The organism is Ruegeria sp. Ofav3-42 (genome assembly GCF_022347725.1).
In the GTDB taxonomy this organism is placed as follows: domain Bacteria; phylum Pseudomonadota; class Alphaproteobacteria; order Rhodobacterales; family Rhodobacteraceae; genus Ruegeria.
Genome location: NZ_JAKRGB010000002.1, coordinates 289,391 through 306,708 on the forward strand (window position 1 = coordinate 289,391; position 17,318 = coordinate 306,708).

16 protein-coding genes are annotated in these 17,318 nt (G+C 53.3%); 9 read left to right on the forward strand and 7 right to left on the reverse strand.

Annotated features, from left to right (window positions below; genetic code table 11):
* Positions 1-23 precede the first annotated feature (23 nt).
* A complete protein-coding gene (locus MHN28_RS04225) occupies positions 24-2,339 on the forward strand; it encodes a xanthine dehydrogenase family protein molybdopterin-binding subunit (RefSeq protein ID WP_239336278.1) in 2,316 nt (771 codons plus the stop codon).
* A 106-nt stretch (positions 2,340-2,445) separates the two neighbouring features.
* Here MHN28_RS04225 and MHN28_RS04230 read toward each other — a convergent pair whose 3' ends face one another.
* On the reverse strand, positions 2,446-2,844 hold the full coding sequence (locus MHN28_RS04230) for a lipocalin-like domain-containing protein (protein ID WP_239336280.1): 399 nt from the start codon (positions 2,842-2,844) through the stop codon (positions 2,446-2,448).
* A gap of 525 nt (positions 2,845-3,369) precedes the next feature.
* On the opposite strand from MHN28_RS04230, the gene MHN28_RS04235 reads away from it, so the two are divergent.
* Entirely contained in the window at positions 3,370-4,161 is a 792-nt protein-coding gene (locus MHN28_RS04235; RefSeq protein WP_239336281.1) for an inositol monophosphatase family protein, read from the forward strand.
* Positions 4,162-4,164: 3 nt separating this feature from the next.
* Here the strand turns inward: MHN28_RS04235 and MHN28_RS04240 are convergent, their stop codons facing one another.
* From MHN28_RS04240 to MHN28_RS04260, 5 genes are read right to left on the reverse strand one after another with little or no spacing between them, the layout of a single operon-like run.
* Positions 4,165-4,731 (reverse strand): histidine phosphatase family protein, encoded by a 567-nt coding sequence (locus tag MHN28_RS04240; protein WP_239336283.1) that lies wholly within the window; start codon positions 4,729-4,731, stop codon positions 4,165-4,167.
* Positions 4,732-5,802 carry an ABC transporter ATP-binding protein gene (locus MHN28_RS04245; RefSeq protein WP_239336285.1) on the reverse strand — a complete coding sequence of 357 codons (1,071 nt, stop codon included), beginning with the start codon at positions 5,800-5,802 and terminating at the stop codon, positions 4,732-4,734.
* Positions 5,799-8,015, reverse strand: a complete 2,217-nt coding sequence (locus MHN28_RS04250) for an iron ABC transporter permease (protein ID WP_239336287.1) — start codon at positions 8,013-8,015, stop codon at positions 5,799-5,801. The genes MHN28_RS04245 and MHN28_RS04250 overlap by 4 nt, the downstream gene beginning before the upstream one ends.
* Complete coding sequence (locus tag MHN28_RS04255; RefSeq protein WP_239336294.1) at positions 8,016-9,041, reverse strand: ABC transporter substrate-binding protein; 1,026 nt, start codon at positions 9,039-9,041, stop codon at positions 8,016-8,018. It abuts the gene before it with no gap.
* Between the two features lie 57 nt (positions 9,042-9,098).
* Complete coding sequence (locus MHN28_RS04260; protein ID WP_239336297.1) at positions 9,099-9,563, reverse strand: NUDIX hydrolase; 465 nt, start codon at positions 9,561-9,563, stop codon at positions 9,099-9,101.
* Between the two features lie 243 nt (positions 9,564-9,806).
* Here MHN28_RS04260 and MHN28_RS04265 point away from each other — a divergent pair, with 243 nt between their 5' ends.
* The 7 genes from MHN28_RS04265 to MHN28_RS04295 all read left to right on the forward strand — a co-directional run bounded on the left by MHN28_RS04265 (position 9,807) and on the right by MHN28_RS04295 (position 16,075).
* Positions 9,807-10,616, forward strand: coding sequence for a DeoR/GlpR family DNA-binding transcription regulator (locus MHN28_RS04265; protein ID WP_239336299.1), 810 nt, complete (start codon positions 9,807-9,809; stop codon positions 10,614-10,616).
* Between the two features lie 58 nt (positions 10,617-10,674).
* The gene (phnD, locus tag MHN28_RS04270) at positions 10,675-11,649 is read left to right on the forward strand and encodes a phosphate/phosphite/phosphonate ABC transporter substrate-binding protein (RefSeq protein ID WP_239336301.1); all 975 of its coding nucleotides are present in this window, start codon (positions 10,675-10,677) and stop codon (positions 11,647-11,649) included.
* A gap of 60 nt (positions 11,650-11,709) precedes the next feature.
* Positions 11,710-12,504 carry a phosphonate ABC transporter ATP-binding protein gene (phnC, locus tag MHN28_RS04275; protein WP_239336302.1) on the forward strand — a complete coding sequence of 265 codons (795 nt, stop codon included), beginning with the start codon at positions 11,710-11,712 and terminating at the stop codon, positions 12,502-12,504.
* A complete protein-coding gene (gene phnE / locus MHN28_RS04280) occupies positions 12,501-13,316 on the forward strand; it encodes a phosphonate ABC transporter, permease protein PhnE (RefSeq protein ID WP_239336303.1) in 816 nt (271 codons plus the stop codon). The genes phnC and phnE (MHN28_RS04280) overlap by 4 nt, the downstream gene beginning before the upstream one ends.
* Complete coding sequence (gene phnE, locus MHN28_RS04285; RefSeq protein WP_170327399.1) at positions 13,316-14,131, forward strand: phosphonate ABC transporter, permease protein PhnE; 816 nt, start codon at positions 13,316-13,318, stop codon at positions 14,129-14,131. Before phnE (MHN28_RS04280) ends, phnE (MHN28_RS04285) begins: the two co-directional genes overlap by 1 nt.
* Positions 14,095-15,033 (forward strand): HAD-IIA family hydrolase, encoded by a 939-nt coding sequence (locus MHN28_RS04290; protein WP_239336304.1) that lies wholly within the window; start codon positions 14,095-14,097, stop codon positions 15,031-15,033. Before phnE (MHN28_RS04285) ends, MHN28_RS04290 begins: the two co-directional genes overlap by 37 nt.
* A 445-nt stretch (positions 15,034-15,478) precedes the next feature.
* A complete protein-coding gene (locus tag MHN28_RS04295; protein ID WP_239336305.1) occupies positions 15,479-16,075 on the forward strand; it encodes a GNAT family N-acetyltransferase in 597 nt (198 codons plus the stop codon).
* A gap of 65 nt (positions 16,076-16,140) precedes the next feature.
* Here MHN28_RS04295 and MHN28_RS04300 read toward each other — a convergent pair whose 3' ends face one another.
* A complete protein-coding gene (locus MHN28_RS04300) occupies positions 16,141-17,205 on the reverse strand; it encodes a hypothetical protein (protein ID WP_239336306.1) in 1,065 nt (354 codons plus the stop codon).
* Positions 17,206-17,318: the final 113 nt, after the last annotated feature.

Below are 17,318 nucleotides of genomic sequence, written 5' to 3' on the forward strand. Positions count from 1 at the left end.
CTCGCATTTGGCTGGAGATTTCAATGCAGAAACTCGGAGCCCACAATCCATGGTCACGACGCGAAGATGTCAGATTGCTGCGCGGAGAAGGGACTTTTGTCGATAATATCGCGCCAGCAGGTGCGCTTTTTGCGCATTTTTTTAGATCGCCCATAGCGCATGCAAAAATTACCAAGTTGAACGTTTTCAACGCGCGCCAGATGGAAGGCGTGCAATTGGTGCTAAGCGCTGATGACTTACGTGCATCAGGTATTGCAGAAGGATTGCCTTTCGAAGTTGTGGAAAGCTCGGACGGCAGTATTGGCGCCGCGCCCAGGCGGCCATTGCTCGCCGAAGAAAAAGTGCGTTTTGTCGGTGAACCTATTGCAATAGTGGTGGCAGCGACGCCGCAATTAGCGCTAGACGCCTGCGAGTTGATTGAATTCGACTACGATGAATTACCCGCGCACATGCGCGTTTCAGAAGGTGGAGTGCCTTTACACATTGAAGCGCCAAACAATTGCGCGTTTACGTGGTCCACGGGCGATGAGGCAGCCTGCAAGTCAGCTTTTTCAAAGGCTGCACATAGGGTTTCCAGAACCATCCACAACAACCGAATAATAGTGAACTCAATTGAGGCGCGCGGGTGTTTCGCTGAACCGGTGGACGGTCGAATTCATCTTGCCTTGAACAGTCAGGGTGTCCAGAGCACCAAAGACGAAATCAACCGAATTCTCGGTGTGGCATCCGAGGATATCCGAGTGACAACGCCTGATGTCGGGGGCGGTTTCGGTATGAAAGCCATGTCATATCCTGAACCCATTTTGGTCACGCATGCAGCGCGGGTTTTGGACCAACCAGTTCGCTGGATGTCCGACCGAACGGAAGCAATGCTGACTGACGCCGCTGCCCGTGACCTGGATAACGAAGCCGAAATGGCATTTGATAGCGACTATCGTCTTATCGGATATCGTGTCGAAACAAGATGCAATCTGGGGGCCTACAACAGCGACCTTGGGCAACTTATCCAAACCGACTATTTTGCGATGGTTCTGTCCGGTGCATATCAGGTGCAGAATTGTTTCTTGAACGTGAAAGGCATTTTCACCAATACCGCGCAGACCGACGCCTATCGCGGTGCCGGGCGGGCCGAAGCCAGTTATGTTCTGGAACGCATGATGGACTACGCGGCACGCGAACTTGGTGTCGATCCGTGGGATTTGCGACGACGCAATTTTATCCAGCCCGAGCAGTTTCCTTTCATCAACGCGACGGGTGAGCAATATGATCCGGCAAACTACGACCGCGTTCTGGACCGGGCTGAGCATGTGGCTGACAGATCAGGGTTTGCTGAGCGGAGAGCCGGAAGCGAAGCCCGCGGCAGATTGCGCGGGATCGGGTTGAGCTACTACGTTATGAATGCGATAGGCAATTCCAAGGTCAGCGCGCGTTTGGAATTTCCCGGCGATGGAGCAGCCATTCTAACCGTTCCATCGCAGTCCTCGGGGCAGGGGCACGAAAGTGTGTTTGCTGCCTTTCTTTCTGAACAATCCGGAATCCCTGAAGAAAATATTGCCGTCATTCAGGGGGACAGCGACAAAACGGGAATTGGAGTCGGCACTGGCGGGTCGAGCTCGCTTACGACCACCGGCAACGCAACATTGGTAACTGTCTCGAACGCTGTTGAGATAATCAGACCTTTTGTTGCTGAACACATGCAGGTTGTTCCTGATCTGGTTGAGTTTGACGGAGAAACCTTTCGCGCTCCGGGGTCAAACCTGGCACCCTCTATGCTGGAAGCCGCCGATATGGTACGCGCAGCTGGAAGGGCTGACCTTTTGGATATTGAAGGGGTCGGCAAAATCGATACCTGGGCCTTTCCAAATGGCGCACATATTGCAGAGGTTGAACTGGACCCTGAAACCGGAGTGGTGACTCTTGAGAAATACACGGTGGTCAGCGATTTCGGTAACCTGATAAACCCCATGCTGGTTGAAGGCCAGGTGCATGGAGGCTGCGCGCAGGGTATTGGCCAGGCATTACTGGAACGCACCGTTTTCGATGACAACGGTCAATTGCTGTCAGCGAGTTTCATGGACTACGTACTGCCAAGAGCGTTGGACTTTCCACATATCGACTATGTCAACGAACCAGTTCCTTCTACGGCGAATGAAATGGGTGTTAAAGGCTGCGGTGAAGCTGGAACCGTCGGCTCAATTTCCGCTGTCGCCAACGCTGTAGCTGACGCTCTGTGCACACGCGGAGTCGCTAACCTTGATATTCCGATTACCCCGGAACGCATCTGGCGATTGGTGCAACAAGTCTCCACAAATCAAGAGCGTCGTATGGATGCATATTGAATGCAAACGAATCTAATCAGCCCAAAGCCGGCATTCACAACTAGACTTTTCAGCTCTCGAGTTGCGAACGAAGTGATCGTTCGCCGATTGCCGCTATCGGCTAACACTACAGGCGTTCCCAAACCAAAATACCACGTCCTTCCTTTCCCCCGAAAACGACCCCTTCTGCCGTCAATTCCAAAAGCTCGCCGATTGGCGTCATAGTTCGCAATTTGTCCTGCCCGGCCCAAGATGCCTCGGTCGCAGCATGAACCCGGTGCCGAACGACTGGGCCTTCAATTGACCAATCACCGCAATACGAGAAGTAGCTGGGGTATTCACTTGAGTTGGCTCCCTGGACATGCCGGTCGGGGTTCCAAAGGTGAGCCGACATGAACCCACTGCCCGCGTAGACGATCCGGCCTTGCGGGTTGTCGCCATAGGGCAGGAGAGTGGAGCCGTCGTCGAACTCGGTGACGAAACTCTTCAATGCCCATGTTCCGATTATCGAGATGGTCGTCCTCATACTGGCAAGGCTAACCCAGCAATTGGTTGCACGGCAACGACTGGGTTGAAGGCAGAACTGTCGTTCTGTGCGACTCGCGTCAGCGGCGGGTCGCAGCCCGAACCGGACATTCTAAAATAGACTTTGCAGTTCCGGTCTGCGGACTTTGCGGCCATACGCATTTTTGGTCCGGAGGACAGCATTCAGCTCAAAGCGGAGACTTCAGATCTGCGGTTAGAATGGAGAGCCGACCTTTGTTGCGTGCACAGACCAAATTGAGCGCCGGCAAGTAAGCCGACATTCAAAGGGTGGGTGTTTCAGGATCTTAGCTGCTCCACCGCATATCGTTTCTACCTTCAAAACAAACAGAAATTAGAGAACCAACGACCGGACGATTGATCGCGGAGGAGACCGAATACACCAGGAACTGAAAGTTTGTGGAGACGAAAATGCCCCCTGAGGTAAGCGAAAAGACTATCTGGTTGCCTAGTCTTCGCTTGGCCTTCAATGTTGTTGGGCAACTCTCCAACCGAAAAAGGAACACCTATGTCTCGACTTTCAGAACGCAGAGACTTTGCCACCGAAGTCTGCGAGGAGGCTGGGCTACTTGCCAAAAAGTTCTTTGCAGATCGGGTCAATCTTATAGTTGACCAAAAAGGCGCTCAGGACTGGGTTAGCGAGGCGGACAGGAACGTCGAGGCTTTCATTCGTCAAAGGATCGCGGAGGCGTGGCCCAAAGATGGCGTATACGGTGAAGAGCATGGCGCGGTAGCGGGTGAGAGTGGCTTTAACTGGGTCATTGATCCAATTGATGGGACCACGAATTTCGTGAACGGTATTCCTGCATGGACCATTGTTCTGGCTGGTGTCACTGAAGGCCAAACGGAGATTGGTGTGATCCACGATCCAAACGTGGATGAAACTTTTGTCGCAACTCGCGGAGAAACAGCGACACTTAACGGATCACCGATACGTGTCGCTTCAGGAGTGGCATTGCGTGACGGAACAGTGGCCGTAGGATACTCGAACCGGATTGAGAGCCGTCATGTTTTACCTGTTATCGAGGATCTGATCGAGCGCGGGGCGATGTTTCACAGAAACGCCAGCGGAGCGCTTTCATTGGCTTACGTCGCTGCCGGGCGCCTTCTGGGTTACATGGAGGAGCACATGAATGCATGGGATTGTCTGGCTGGGCAATTGCTGGTCTCGGAAGCGGGTGGCGTTGTCGAGGATCAGGACGCCGATGCGATGATCCGAGACGGCGGGCGCGTGATCGTGGGGACACCAGATGTGTTCGAGACGTTGCGTGACATCGCAGAGAACGCTTGGAACGCTTAACGTCTATGCCAAAGAGACCCAACATGAATCAGGCTTGAGCGTAGCTAAATCAGCCTGCCAGAAATGGCCTTGTGAGGGTTGGTCGTGCTTGCGGTCTATCGAACAATTCGAGAGTGCGCACCAAAGCAATGTGCCCACTGCTCCATGCGTCACGATTGCAAGATCCCCGGCATCATGCGACTGGATAATCTCAGTGACTGTCCGATGAATGCGTATCTGTGCTTCGATCGCTGTTTCCCAGCCGCGATAGCTACTTTTCGGCTGAGCAAAGAAAGCGTCGGCCGCGGCTTCGAAATCTTTCAGCGGCAAGTAACCGGTTGCGCTGCGGTCGTTCTCACCAAGACCCAAGTTGCAATTAACGGGTAGCGTTCTTGGTGCAGCAAGAATCTCACCTGTTTCGCGGGCCTTCCGCTCGTCACTGGTCCATACCTGAGTGACGTTGGACAAGATTCCACTGGATGCAAATTCAGTAGGGCGCTTACGGCCCACAGCATTCAAGCCCCACTCAGTTATCGGGACGGAGGGATCGATAGAGACCTCGGGGTGTGTGATGATAATGAGTTTCGGCATTTAATCCGGCAAAAGAACGGGCCCTTTGTCAGCAAAACCCATTCTGATTTCGGTGCCGGGATCAAGCGGCGCATCGACTTCATCGTGTACGGCAAAAACCTGACCGAATACACCGATCAGCGTATATTCCATCCGAACGCCAACATAGGTCGCCTTAGCCACCTTGGCTGCTATGCCTTGGTCTGAGCCGATCACCAGGCGTGAGGGTCGCACTGCAATGGTTGCGTTTCCTTCGGACAAACCGCGATGTGGCAGCGTGTGGCGGTAGCCTTCTATTTCTATCGTTGCCACGTCGCCATTGATATCGACGATTTGGCAATCCAAGAGGTTTGCCTCACCTATGAAATCGGCGACAAAACGGTCGTTCGGGGCATCGTAAAGCTGGCGCGGTGTGCCCATTTGGGCGATCGCTGCGTTGCGCATGACGACAATTTCATCCGAGACCGCCAGTGCCTCCTCCTGATCGTGGGTCACGTAAACAACTGTCAAACCAAGATCTTGCTGGATTGCCCGAATATCCTCTCGCACCTGACGGCGAAGCTTAGCATCGAGATTGGACAGCGGCTCGTCGAACAGCAGAACCTGAGGCTCAAGAACCAGCGCGCGGGCGACGGCAACACGTTGTTGTTGCCCCCCTGACAGTTCGGAGGGAAGACGGTTGTCGAACCCCTGCAGGCCAACCAGTTCCAATCCATACAGAGCGCGGCTGCGGGCTTCATCCTTTGCAAAACCCGAGAATGTGAGGCCATACATCACGTTTTCCAGCACGCTCATGTGAGGGAAAAGCGCGTATGACTGGAAAACCATAGATACGTCACGGTCGGTGGCGGGCAATTTGGTCACGTCCCGATCACCAATTAGGATCTTGCCCGAGCTTGCCATTTCCAACCCGGCAATCATGCGCAGAGTCGTTGTTTTCCCACAGCCTGACGGACCAAGCAGTGTGACGAGTTTTCCTGCCTCGACATGCAGGTTGATGTTGTCGACGGCGACGACGTCCTTACCGAATACTTTCGACACGTTCTCAAAGCGTACCGGGGCGGCCTTGGAACCGATTTTGGTGTCGGTCATCGCGATGTCTCCGTTCCGTGTTGCGTGCGTCGACCAATCTGGACCCGGCCAACGAGAAGTTGCAGTAAACCGACCGCCGCCAGCATCACAAAGATCAGCGTTGTCGAATAGGCGATCGCAAGGCCATAGTCGTTATTCTCGACCCGACCGATAATGTAGCTGGTCGCCATGTCATATTCTGCGCTGACCAGAAAGATGACAGCCGAGATCGCCGTCATGGCACGGACAAAACTGTAAACAAGCGCAGCAAGTATCGCAGGGCGCAATAGCGGCAGGATGACGTTTCGGAACGTCTGCCACGAGTTTGCACCAAGGGTCAGCGAGGATTCATCAAGGCTGCGGTCAAGCTGCGACATGCTCGCGATCCCCGCACGAACGCCAACCGGCATATTACGGAAGATGAAGCTGACAACGAGAATGACACCAGTACCCGTGATTTCAATTGGCGGAACGTTGAAGGCCAGGATGTAGCTGACGCCGATCACTGTTCCGGGGATAGCGAAGGACAGCATTGTTCCAAATTCGAAAGCGTTCTTGCCTGCAAAACTTTGCCTGGTCAGCAGATAAGCGGTCACCAGACCAACGGCGGCAGTCAATGGGGCAGCAATGGCCGCGATCGTTATGGTGGTCCAGAAACTGTCCCAAGCGGCTCCGGTCCAGCGAACGCTATCTTCTTCGAAACGTACGGAGAATGCGGTGACATAGTGTTTGATAGTCAGCGAGTTATCGACACCCCACAACTCGACGACACTGCCGTAAATGATCATCGCATAAACAACAATTGTGAACAGCGCCCAGCCCAGAGCGATGAGTAGTACCGGAACTGAAAGGCCAGTCGGCATCAGCGGATGAACACCGGCATCCCCTTTGCCGGTGACGGTTGTGTAGCTTTTCTTACCCAGCCAGACACGCTGCGCATAAAAAGCGGAAAGAGTAAAGAACAGCAGCACCATGGCCAGAACCGCGGCCCTGCCTTGATCGTATTGAGCGCCAACGATGGCAAAGAATATTTCGGTCGAAAGCACGTCGAAATTGCCGCCCAATACAAGTGGGTTGCCAAAATCGGCCATGCTTTCGATGAAGCCCAGAAGAAATGCGTTTGCAAGACCGGGCCGCATCAGGGGCAAGGAAACCGTCTTGAATGTCTGCCATCTGCTGGCACGGAGCGTTTGAGCCGCTTCCTCCATCGACGGCGAGACGCCTTCAACCACACCTATCAGAACAAGAAACGCAATTGGCGTGAACGCGAGTGTCTGTGCGATCAGGATGCCCGGCATTCCATAAAGCCAGCGTGTCGGCTGGGTGCCGAAAAGTTCGGCAAAGAACCGGGTGACGGACCCGGACAGGCCAAAAAGCAAGATAAGCGCCAGGCCGATCACGAATGGCGGGGTGATTATTGGCAGAACGGTCAGAGCCCGCAGCGCGCGTTTATGGCGAAAGCCTGAGCGCGTCACAACCAGTGCAAAGCAAAGCCCCAGGACCGTGGTGATGACGCCAACTAAGATGGCTAGGAACAGTGAATTCCAGGCGGCACCACAACGCGCGCCCTGAAAACATCCCAGACCCCACAGTCGATCATCGAAAAACTTTGAGAAGAATACCGCGATGGAGTACGCGCCGTCTTCGGTGATGAAGGCAGCAAAAAGCATCTTCGCGATGGGAAAAAAGACAAACGCGGTGACAATCGTAATAACGCCACCGATGGCGCTTACGACAAAGACATCACCGTTAATGGCACCCCTTGCCGCGATCCCCTGAGTAAGCAGGAACAGAAAGCTTGAGGCACATATCATCGCGCCGTAGCCCATGCCGAACTGACGGTCGCCGAGTTCGCCAAACATCGCCTCCAACCAATTGAAGTTGAAGCCTCTGATGCCAATGCTGAACCCCTGAGCGATCAGCCAGCCGAAGCCAAGCGCCCCTGACAGGATCAGTATTCTGGCGTAAAGTGGATCAGATTTGGGGCGCTTCAACACCAGAAGCGGCAGGGCGAGTGCGATCAGGAGCGGAGCGAGCCAAAGTTTTTCACCCTGTCCAATCAGAAACGCAGCGGGGGCATAATCCTCTTCGAATGGGTAGCCGTCCAGAAGCCACTCGAACGACCAAAGGCCACCGTCGACCATATACCAAGGCAACAGGCAGAATCCGACCCACCCAGCCATGATCCAGAAGATCAGGACCGGATGGGTCGTTTTTGAAGTCCGGTCAGTCATTTACTGCGGCAGAGTCGAAACCTCTTCGTCCCATTTCTGCAACAGACGCTTCCGTTCGTCTGAGGAACCATACTTTTTGAAGTCATAGTCAATCAGCTTGATCTGACTCATGTCTGGCGCGCTATCTGAAGTTTCGGCGCTCTTATTCGACGGTACCTGAAACGCGTTGACCTGAAGAGCAAGGTTCTGGGCTTCGGGTGACAGTGCCCAGTCATAGAACCTTTTCGCTTCTTCTTCGTTGCGGGCTCCTTCAATAATCGACATCGAGCCAATTTCGTATCCTGTGCCCTCGCACGGTGCGACGACCTTAATCGGGAATCCTGAAACGGCCTGCTTCACAGCGTCATGCATGAAGACGATACCAATGGTGTTCTCACCACGACCGGCGGCCTTGATCGGCGCAGAACCAGACTTGGTATATTGGTTGATGTTCGAATGCAGACCTTTCATGAACTCAAAGCCTTCATCTTCGCCAAAGATCTGCACCATCGACGCGAGCGTGGTATAGGCCGTACCTGATGAGTTCGGGTTCGCCATCTGAACGTGGCCCTTGTATTCGGGCTTTAGCAGGTCTTTCCAGCAGGCCGGTTCGGGTAGGTTATTGGCAGCAACAAGATCGGCATTGTAGCCGTAGCCGAGTGCGCCTGAATAGATGCCGATCGTCTTGTTGCCCGCGCTTTCTGCCTGGGATATCGCCCAATCATGAAGCTGGTCGCGCATTGGGGACATGTATTCCATCGTCAGGCCCTCTTCGGCGGCCTGCAAATGCGGATCACCCGTCCCGCCCCACCAAACGTCTCCTTTCGGATTCGAGCTTTCGGCGCGGATTTGTGCAAAGGTTTCACCAGACGACTTCCGGGTCATGTTGACGTCGATGCCCGTCGCATCTTCAAAGCTACGCGCCATGAGTTGGCACCAGTCTTCCTGTGCCGAACAATAGAATGTCAGCTTATCGGCCTGTGCCGCCGACAGTGACGCAGCTAGGGCAATCACCGATCCAACCGCAGTGGATGTCAATTTCCTCATTTTTTCCTCCCTTTGAGCTTAATGCGTCCGGGTTTCCCGGTACTTTCATGCCCTTCCTCATGCAGCCTTTCGAAGTTTCTTTATGACAATTTTGACTTCTGGATCGTCTGTTAGATTATGCAGCAAATCTGACAGGTCTCTTTCCTGAACCAACTTTGCGGCCTTTGCCGGTGAGAACCAATGACGCGTTCGTTCAGCTTCTTCCTTCCAGCGTCGCTTCAACTTTTCGACGACCAGAGGATAAAGGGTAACGCGGCAGCGAACGCTGCTTCGCCCCTCGTATCGTTTATCATAGAAAAAATGACCGATGGGCCGTTTCGATATGGTGCCGACTGCGCCTGCTTCTTCTTGAGCTTCTATTTCTGCGGCATGCCATGGTTTTTTGCCGTCCATTAGCCATCCTTTTGGGATAACCCACCGACCGGTATCCCGCGAAGTGACCATAAGAACGCGCAACTTGCCAGTCTTATCCCAGCGCATCGGAAGCGCCGCAATCTGATCTGCCGTTTCGCTGTCGCCCATGCCGCCCCTCAATGCCACACGATCAAGACCAAAAGGAAGCTGTCTGATTGGCAGGTTGGCCGGTTAACGCTTTGCCTTGGCTCGTATTCTGAATTTGATCAACCTGTGCATCTTCGCTTTGCGCTTCGAATTACTTGTGTTCGCTCGAATTCTCACAACCTTCTGAGGGTTATGCAACAAAAAATATTGCATTATGACCGAAAGCCCACAAAAGTAGGTTTCGAAGCCTAGTCGGGTCGTCGGATGTCCAAAACAAAAACGCGCGGCAAAATGTCTGAAAAGAACCAGAGCCGGGTAAAGAAGTCCGACCGGCGCCAACAGATATTGTTGGAGCTGAAGCTGCGCCCGCACGTTCGCATCAACGAACTGGCACAGCGGTTCAACGTCTCCAACGAAACGGTACGTAGAGATTTCGATGCTCTGTCGAACGACGGCTTGATAGCGCGGGCACACGGGGGGGCATCAGCCGCTGCGCAAGGGCACTATCCGGGTTTGGATGAACGAACAAACGCTCAGGTTGAGGAACGCGAACGGATAGGTGCTATTGCAGCAGAACTGATCCGGAGCGGTGAAACGGTCATGATCGATTCCGGCTCGACCACAATCGAAATGGCACGTGTACTGGCTTATATTGGTACCCCTTGCACGGTAATTACCAATTCCATTCCCGTAGCTATGACCCTTGGCCATGGGGCTGCACAAGTCCTGTTATGCCCAGGGGAATACTTGGCAACTGAGTCTGCAACTATCGGAACCGAGACGCTGGAGTTTCTGTCCCGTTTCAACGTCGACAGGTGCATGATCGGTGCCTCTGGGTTGTCGACAGAAGGTCCTTCAGAAACAGTGCGGGGCTTTGCGGCAGTAAAGAGGGTGATGCTGACGCGTGCAGAGAAACGACACCTACTTGTTGATTCCGGGAAATTCGGCCGGAAAGGCTTGTCTCAAGTAGGAGACCTTAACGACTTGGATTCCGTAGTCACCGACAAAAAACCAACAGGAGAATTGCGTAACGCTATTGAGGGCGCCGAGGTCGACGTTCTCGTCGCCGGGTAGACATAAAATGATTGATTAACAGCGGACAAAAAGCACCGCACATGACTGGGAGGAAAACATGAAGATCGATATCAAACTATTGCTTGGGGCATCTGCAATCGCACTCATGTCGATGAGTGGAACAGCGTCGGCGCAGGATTGTCCACGCGGTGACCTGGACGAGCGTTTTTGTGATGCCGACGGGGATTTGATCGCGGATATCCCTACAGATCCTTCCGAGCAAATAGATCCAGACACTTTGATCTTTGCTTATACGCCGGTTGAAGACCCTGCCGTATACAAAACTGCGTGGTCAGACTTTCTCGACCATTTGAAAGCAGAAACGGGCAAGGACGTTGTCTTTTTTCCAGTCCAGAACAACGCAGCCCAGATCGAGGCGATGCGCTCAGGGCGCCTGCATATTGCGGGATTCAACACCGGTTCCAACCCACTTGCGGTAAACTGCGCAGGGTTCCGACCGTTCACAATCATGGCTTCGAAGGACGGTAATTTTGGTTACGAGATGGAAATCATCACCTATCCGGGTTCGGGCATCGAAAAAGTTGAAGACATCAAGGGAAAGCAACTGGCTTTTACATCCCCCACATCGAATTCGGGATTCAAGGCACCTTCCGCGATCCTGAAAAGCGACTTTGATCTTCTGCCCGAACGCGACTTTGAGCCTGTCTATTCGGGCAAACACGACAACTCGATCCTAGGTGTTGCCAACAAAGACTACTTAGCGGCCTCAATTGCGAACTCGGTTAAATCGCGGATGATCTCTCGTGACGTGATCAATGAGGATGATGTCATTACGATCTATAAGTCGCAGACGTTCCCGACCACTGGGTTTGGCACCGTCTACAACCTGACATCCGAGCTGCAGGAAAAGATCCGCAATGCCTTCTTCAATTTCGATTGGGAGGGGACGACACTTGAAGCTGAGTTCTCGAAATCAAACGAAGGCCAATTCCTTGAGATGACCTATCAGGAATTCTGGGACGTCATTCGTAAAATTGATGCTGCCAATGGCGTCTCTTACGCTTGCCAATGACCTTTCACTGATCCGGCGGGCCTGAATGGGCCCGCTGTTCACCCTAATCTGGGGCATTTCATGCTGCGTCTTCAAAAGCTGACGAAAACGTACAAGACCGGAGATCAGGCGCTGAAGGCGATTGATCTTGAGGTTCCAAAAGGACAGGTTCTTGCGTTGATTGGGCCCTCGGGCGCGGGCAAATCAACCATGATCCGCTGTGTTAACCGATTGGTTGAACCTACAAGCGGCGGTGTCCTTTTGGATGATGTAGACCTGACAAAACTCGGATCGGGCGCATTGCGGAAGGCGCGCCGCGAAATGGGCATGATCTTTCAGGAATATGCCTTGGTCGAACGCCTGACAGTGATGGAAAATGTACTGTCCGGCAGGTTGGGCTATGTGGGGTTCTGGCGCAGCTTTCTACGGCGGTATCCGCAGTCGGATGTGGACGAAGCCTTCCGTTTACTTGATCGGGTGGGGCTGTTGCACATGGCGGATAAACGGGCGGACGAATTGTCGGGTGGTCAACGCCAAAGGGTCGGCATCTGCCGCGCTTTGATTCAAAACCCGAAACTGTTGCTGGTTGATGAGCCAACTGCGTCGCTGGACCCAAAGACCAGCCGTCAGATAATGCGGCTAATCACCGAGTTATGTCAGGAACGTGGATTGGCAGCCATAATCAATATCCATGATGTGGCGCTCGCTCAGATGTTTGTTCCCCGCGTTGTGGGACTCCGATTTGGCGAAATTGTATATGATGGACTTCCGACAGGCCTTACCCCTGAGAAGCTGACCGAGATCTATGGGGAAGAAGACTGGGAAGCAACCATCGAAAAAGTGGAAGAAGATGAAGATGTCGAGGCTGCAGAATGAGCCATCGAGAGTTAGACGACATGCTGGGAAAAGGCTGGCGTAAGCCTGCCTTTGTCAAAAACCCATTACTCCGCTGGGCATTGCTCCTTGGCTTTTTCGCCTACCTGATCGCGGCGTTCATGACCATCGAAGTTGATTGGGGCCGTGTCTATGAAGGGCTGGATCGAGGGTGGGCGTTTGTGCTTGCGTTCACCAGCCCAGACTTCATTTCACGCTGGTCAGATATTTGGAGCGGCCTTCTGGAAAGTATCGTGATGACCGTGGCCGCATCGGTTGTGGGCATCCTGATTTCGATCCCGATTGGGCTGGGAGCTGCACGTAATATCGCGCCCTTGCCAATCTACATGATTTGCCGAGGCATCGTCGCGATAAGTCGGGCATTGCAAGAGATCATTGTCGCCATTTTGCTTGTGGCTATCTTTGGCTTTGGCCCGCTGGCCGGATTTCTGACGCTTTCTTTCGCCACCATCGGGTTTCTCTCAAAACTTCTGGCCGAAGATATCGAAGCTATGGACAAAGTTCAGGCCGAGGCGATTAAGGCCTCTGGAGCGCGTTGGCCACAATGGATCAACTATGGAGTTCAGCCCCAGGTTATGCCGCGACTTGTGGGCCTTTCCATGTATCGGATCGACATCAACTTCAGAGAAAGCGCGATCCTCGGGCTCGTGGGGGCTGGTGGAATTGGTGCAACTTTGAACACCGCATTCGACCGCTATGAATACGACACTGCGGCAGCCATTCTCATTCTTATCATCGGCATCGTGATGGCACTTGAATACCTTTCGGGAATTATACGAGCGAGGGTTCAGTAATGCCGATACTCGAACGCGACGATGCGCAAATCTGGCGTCGCCGGACAACGGGTCAGAGCTTGGTCCGTTGGTTCGGCTGGTTGCTGGGCGTGGCGATCTTTGTTTACTGCTGGCAGCTGATCTCAGAGTCGACGACTTGGTTTTTCGTCTGGGATGCGCCCCGCATCGCCAACGATATTTGGACCCGTGCAACGCCTCCTAAATGGGATTACATCACCCAGTTGGGTCGCCCGATTTGGGACACGCTAAACATTGCCACCCTGGGAACAATCATTGCCTTATGCATGGCAGTGCCCGTCGCCTTTTTGGCGGCCCGCAACACCACGCCATCGGCCTTGTTCATCCGACCGATTGCCCTGTTGGTCATTGTCTCGACCCGCTCTATCAACTCGTTGATCTGGGCGCTTCTTCTGATCGCGATTATTGGTCCCGGAGTGTTCGCCGGTGTCATAGCAATCGCCATTCGTTCAATCGGGTTTTGCGCAAAGCTTCTTTACGAAGCGATTGAGGAAATTGATCACACGCAGGTCGAAGCAATCACGGCAACCGGTGCTTCACGCTGGCAGGTCATGGCCTATGGGATAGTACCGCAAATCCTACCCGCTTTCGCGGGCATTGCCGTATTCCGTTGGGATATCAACATCCGCGAGTCCACGGTGCTCGGGCTGGTTGGAGCTGGGGGTATCGGGTTGCAATTGTCGGCTTCGCTCAACGTACTGGCTTGGCCGCAAGTTAGTCTGATCCTGATTGTAATTCTGGTCGCGGTTATGATCAGCGAATGGGTTTCGGCGAAAGTAAGAGGGGCCATCATTTGACCGGTTTCTCTGCGCAAGAGGCTTTTGACGCCTACGAGGCTGTAAGACATCGTCTTCCGCAAACCAGATCTACTGAAGTGAGCTATCGTCGGGCGGACACGCTGGAGGACATAGCTCACGAGTTTGACGTGTTCCTCCTCGATGCCTTCGGGGTTCTCAACATTGGTGATACGGCAATCCCGGATACACCAGATCGGGTCAGGTCGCTGACAGCCGCCGGCAAACGTGTTCTGGTCGTATCGAATGCCGCAGGGTTTCCCCACACAACTCTTATCGAGAAATACAATGGGCTTGGCTACAACTTCGCGCCACAAGACGTGATCACCAGTCGGGCCACGTTGTTGTCTGAACTAAACGGCCAAAGTGAGTTGCATTGGGGATTGATGGCAACTCCAAGTGCCGGCCTTCGCGATCTGGAGGAGTTGAAACTATCCTATCTGGAGGATGACCCGAAGCCCTACGAAACCGTCGACGGTTTTTTGATGATTGGGTCAGCTGTTTGGAATGAAACGCGACAAGCTATGTTGGAAGCCGCTTTGCTGGAACGTCCCCGCCCGGTATTGGTCGGCAATCCTGATATTGTCGCTCCGCGCGAGTACGGTTTCTCCAAGGAACCCGGTCTTTACGCGCACCTGCTAGCAGACCGGACAGGCGTCACCCCTCAGTTCTTTGGAAAACCCTTCGCTAACATCTATGATCTTGCATTCAATCGTCTGGGTCACATCGACAAGTCCCGGGTTCTGATGGTTGGCGACAGCCTGCACACCGACATTCTAGGTGCACGAAATGCAGGCATAGCTTCCGCACTCATCTCTGGATTCGGTTTCTTCGCAGAGCATAATGTTGAAGCAGCGATCATGAAGGCAGGGATAGTACCGAACTTTGTTGTAAACCGGCCTTGATATTAGGGCGTTCCGCTTAGATACGTCTTTCTGTTAACTCGAATGTCGGGTGAATCTGCTTTGCGCACATGCCGACCATGTGGATGAAGCGCCGCGTGTGAACGGCGGCTTTGGAGAACCCCTCCGCAACAACTGAACTCTGAGTTCATGTCCGGCTTGGGCCGCATTCCGAACTTTGCAAAGCCCGCTTTCTGCGCGTAACCGTCGTCGGTTGATCGCGCCGCATCGTTCACTAAGGGCTCATTCGACCAATTGGAGCCTGTCGCAGAGAAAGTCAGGTGCGAGCCGATTAGGACTGATGCAGCACTCTTCGCCATTGCCTGCAAGGGTTGATCTTTTCCGCATTTGATCATGGAGTGCGACAACCGCCTGCAACATATTCAGCGCTCGAAACTCACGCTGATTTCTATTGGAAGGGCCTAATTGAATGAACGACACATCGCTGGTGCCGACGATCGAAACCGAACGCCTGATCCTTCGTGGCCATCGGGTAAGTGACTTTCACGACAGTGCATCAATGTGGGCTGACAAAGAGGTGGTTGCACACATATCCGGAGTGCCGTCGACACATGAGCAATCTTGGTCGCGGCTACTTCGCTATGCTGGTCATTGGCAACTCTTGGGCTTTGGGTATTGGGTTGTTCAATCCAAAACCGACGGTGATTTCCTGGGCGAGGTTGGCCTTGCGGATTATCATCGTGATTCGGAGCCAACATTGGACGGAAGACCAGAAGCCGGGTGGGTGCTCAAAACCTGCGCTCATGGAAAAGGCTACGCAACCGAAGCGGTCACTGCGATGATGCATTGGGCTGATAAGGCTCTATCCTGCACGCATACCTCGGCGATGTTCGACCCTGAATATGCGGCCTCCATCAATGTTGCAAAAAAGGTCGTTTCGCGAATGAAGTTTTGGGTCGCTATGGAGATCAAGAAGCACTTTTCCTGGAGAGAGCCCGGCAATAGTAGATTTCTGCGTCAGCAGGCACTGGCGGACGATCAATTTTGGGTCGGTTTGTTCGAGAAATTCATACTCATCGCTTAGAATCACCGACGAGCTTTCCCGATAAAACCTATCCAAATTGCCGGGCACGTAAGTTTAGAAACCGCTCAAACAAGCCGACAAACATCGTCACTCCCAGGTTTCAGACCCAGCGATTTCAGATGTTGCACCGCACTTTCGACGCCTTGGCGTAACTCTTCTGGGCTAGCAACAGGATCGTCGTCCAGAAATGCCTTAAGATTACACGACAGAGCTTTTTGGTATGCCGCTGTTATTACCACCAACTGACTCAAAACGTGCTCAGGTGCCGGGCTGCGGAGAATATCAAACGAGAACTTTATGGCTCTAAAATTCTGCTCGCCGGCTGCAATCCTTTCAGGCAATGCGTAGCCAAGATCGCCATCATCAACCTCCACCCAAATTAAATAGTCAGTTTGATTGGTCGGGTCGGCCCACTGGAAGCAGTCCATATCTCCCCATTTCAGACCCAATTGGTGTAACAAAGCCCAAATCTCCCGACCTTTCCAGAAGCCGCCCTCAGGATGATGTGCAACTACAATAACGGTCCGAGGTTTAATCGCTGTGAGTTGGGACACCTGATCCACTTGTTTCTCAAGTAAATCAAAGGAGATATCCGTTGCTTGAAAGCCGTCTGGCAGCTCGGTCAGAGCTTTTGCTAAAGCTTGAGCCCCCACAAAGATCTTTTCTTTATCTGGATTAGCCCATTCTCCCAAAGACCATGCGGGGATCAGCGCAATTCCGTGTGGCGGGGTATCAGATGACGATAAATACGTGATCTGGCCCTCAGGGGTGCGTACATGGTGCATTGGGCGGCTGAATTCGTCATGTCTTGCGTGTAATATCTGCGCCAATTCGGCACAATCAAACCGTTGGTTCGCCTCAAAAGTTAGGCTCCATTCAGCGACCGGACTTGGTGTGTAGTCCTGCATTGCGTCTGGGTCAGAGAGACCGACTAGATCGGAATCCACGGGTGGAGGAGCGAGACGAATAATTGGCTCTAAATTTTCCGTGCCTGGAAGTGCTGTTTCCGCCCGCGCAACAGTCTGACTAGAGGGAATGAGCTCCAAATCACCGATTTGAATTTTCTGGGATTGGACTTCAGCTGGGTATTGGCCGAAAAGCCGCTTCCACCAATTAACAATAGTCGCCATTCTCCGCCACTTTCTGTAAATACAGTTGATCACCACGTCCCAACGACATAGCCGACAAGCAGTAGTTCGCTCAATATCAGCGAACGGCAACTAAGTCCGCTCAGCCGACCTTG